At 51.1% G+C, this 3,377-nt stretch carries 2 rRNA genes; both read right to left on the bottom strand.

Annotation, left to right across the window (positions count from 1 at the left end):
• Position 1: 1 nt before the first annotated feature.
• Positions 2-118 (bottom strand): 5S ribosomal RNA (rrf, locus tag C8D73_RS11115).
• A 191-nt stretch (positions 119-309) separates the two neighbouring features.
• Positions 310-3,219, bottom strand: a 23S ribosomal RNA gene (locus C8D73_RS11110).
• Between the last annotated feature and the right edge of the window lie 158 nt (positions 3,220-3,377).

Here is a 3,377-nt window from a genome sequence, read left to right as displayed (position 1 = left end):
TAACCGGCAGCTTTCTATCCTCCCAGGCCGCTTCCAGCCAAGTACTTTCGACGTTTAAGGGCTTAACTACTGTGTTCGGGATGAGAACAGGTGGATCCCCTTAGCTATCGCCACCGGATTGTTTCAGAAGGTCTTTAAGCCTTCAAAACTATATAGAAGAGTACAAACTTTTGAGTTTGCTGTGTGTTTTTACTTCTTTTCGGCGATTCACTTTCATCGAAAACGCTCCCCTTAGGTCGCTTTTTCGATATAAGTTCAACCTTTCCTGCCATTGGCTTCGCTTGCGCTTGCCTCTGTCAGGGTTTCACTTAAGTCAAGCCCTCGACATATTAGTATCGGTCCGCTCAATACATTGCTGTACTTACACTCCCGACCTATCAACCTCATCTTCTTTAAGGTGTCTTACTAGATTGCTCTATGAGAGATCTCATCTTAAGGCTGGTTTCACGCTTAGATGCTTTCAGCGTTTATCCTTTCCGAACGTAGCTACCCAACTGTACCCCTGGCGGGATAATTGGTACACCAGCGGTTCGTCCACTCCGGTCCTCTCGTACTAGGAGCAGCCCCCTTCAAATCTCTTGCGCCCGCGATGGATAGGGACCGAACTGTCTCACGACGTTCTGAACCCAGCTCACGTACCACTTTAATGGGCGAACAGCCCAACCCTTGGGACCGACTTCAGCCCCAGGATGTGATGAGCCGACATCGAGGTGCCAAACCTCCCCGTCGATATGGACTCTTGGGAGAGATTAGCCTGTTATCCCCAGGGTAGCTTTTATCCGTTGAGCGATGGCCCTTCCACTCGGTACCACCGGATCACTAAGCCCTACTTTCGTACCTGCTCGTCGTGTTTGACTCGCAGTCAAGCTCCCTTCTGCCTTTACACTCTTCGCGCGATTTCCGGCCGCGCTGAGGGAACCTTTGGGCGCCTCCGTTACTCTTTCGGAGGCGACCGCCCCAGTCAAACTGCCCGCCTGACACTGTCCCGGATTTCGTTACTCTCGCGGTTAGAATTTCAATACATCAAGGGTGGTATCCCAACGTCGGCTCCAGCCAGACTAGCGTCCAGCTTTCCATGCCTCCCACCTATCCTGTACGTAATGTATCAAAACCCAATGTCAGGTTACAGTAAAGCTCCATGGGGTCTTTCTGTCCAGTCGCGGGTAACCTGCATCTTCACAGGTATTTCAATTTCACCGGGTCCCTCGTTGAGACAGTGCCCAAATCGTTACACCTTTCGTGCGGGTCGGAACTTACCCGACAAGGAATTTCGCTACCTTAGGACCGTTATAGTTACGGCCGCCGTTCACCGGGGCTTCAGTCGAATGCTTTGGACTAATCCGAACATCCTTCCTTAACCTTCCGGCACTGGGCAGGTGTCAGCACCTATACGTCAGCTTTCGCTTTAGCAGGCACCTGTGTTTATGGTAAACAGTCGCTTGGGCCTCTTCTCTGCGACCACTCTATGCTCCATCCGCATGGGACTTCACAACAGTGGCTACCCTTATCCCGAAGTTACGGGTACATTTTGCCGAGTTCCTTAACGAGGGTTCTCCCGCGCACCTTAGGATTCTCTCCCCGCATACCTGTGTCGGTTTACGGTACGGGCGGTAGCTCTCTCACTAGAAGCTTTTCTCGACAGTGTGGGGTCAACAACTTCGCTCGCATCTCTGCTCACTCCGCATCACGCCTCAGGCTTTCAGTGCACGGATTTGCCTATGCACCACCCTACACGCTTACACATGCTCTTCCATTCGCATGCTTGCCTGCCCTTCTGTGTCACTCCATTGCTCAAACAATTACTACCGGTACTGGAATATCAACCAGTTGTCCATCTCCTACGCTCTCTGCCTCGGATTAGGTCCCGACTTACCCTGAGACGACGATCGTTGCTCAGGAATCCTTATGCTTTCGGTGGAAAGGATTCTCACCTTTCTTTTCGCTACTCATACCAACATTCTCACTTCCCACAAGTCCACCGAACCTTCCAGTTCGACTTCTACCCTATGGGAACGCTCCCCTACCCCGTATACTTTACGTATACAGCCACAGCTTCGGTTTCGTACTTTAGCCCCGGGAATCTTCGGCGCAGGGTCTCTCGACCAGTGAGCTATTACGCACTCTTTAAATGGTGGCTGCTTCTGAGCCAACATCCTGGTTGTTTATGAAACCCCACATCCTTTTCCACTTAGTACGACATTGGGGACCTTAGCTGGTGGTCTGGGCTGTTTCCCTTTTGACCACGGATCTTATCACTCGTAGTCTGACTCCAAGGCTCTACAGTATATCCATTCGGAGTTTGACAGGGTTCGGTAACCTTTACGGCCCCTAGCCCGATCAGTGCTCTACCGCCTATACTTACTACCTCAGGCTAGCCCTAAAGCTATTTCGGGGAGAACCAGCTATCTCCGCGTTCGATTGGAATTTCACCCCTACCCACATCTCATCCGAAAGCTTTTCAACGCTCACCGGTTCGGTCCTCCACGCAATTTTACCTGCGCTTCAACCTGGACATGGGTAGATCACTGCGGTTTCGGGTCTACCTACACTAACTAGCGCCCTCTTAAGACTCGCTTTCGCTGCGGCTCCGTGTCTTCCACTTAACCTCGCTAGTGCAGATAACTCGTTGGTTCATTCTTCAATAGGCACGCCGTCGCTTTCGCTTCGACTGCTTGTAGACATACGGTTTCAGGTACTATTTCACTCCCCTCCCGGGGTTCTTTTCACCTTTCCCTCACGGTACTATGCGCTATCGGTCGCCAAGTAGTTTTTAGCCTTGGAGGGTGGTCCCCCCTGCTTCCCACAAAATTCCTCGTGCTTCGTGGTACTCTGGATCTCGGCCTCTCTGCTCTGCCTTTCGTCTACGGGGCTTTTACCCTCTCTCGCTTACCTTTCCAGGTAATTCAACTAGGCCTGACTTCGATTCTGCCGGTCCTCAACCCCGAAAAGCCGGAGCTTCTCGGTTTGGGCTCTGCCCTCTTCGCTCGCCGCTACTGTGGGCATCTCGTTTGATTTCTCTTCCTCCGGGTACTTAGATGTTTCAGTTCCCCAGGTTCCCTCCCTTGCGGGTGACCATCCATGACGATGGCCGGGTTTCCCCATTCGGATATCCACGGATCAATACTTGCTTGCAGTTCCCCGTGGCTTTTCGCAGCTTACCGCGTCCTTCTTCGGCTCTTGGCGCCTAGGCATCCACCGTATGCCCTTAGTAGCTTGACTTTTCAGCTGCTAAGAAACTTACGTTCCTAGACTTTTTTCTCGTTAACTCTCATCAAATATAGCATTTTGATTAGAGGTTTGTGTCTATTACTACTCACTCATCATTTTCGTAATAAACTGTTTGTCTCTTCTATATGGTTTTCAAGGTTCAAAAAGTT

It is taken from the genome of Phascolarctobacterium faecium DSM 14760, assembly GCF_003269275.1.
In the GTDB taxonomy this organism is placed as follows: Bacteria; Bacillota; Negativicutes; order Acidaminococcales; family Acidaminococcaceae; genus Phascolarctobacterium; species Phascolarctobacterium faecium.
The sequence above is the reverse complement of the archived record's forward strand: the minus strand, read 5'-3'. Positions and strand labels throughout refer to the sequence as shown.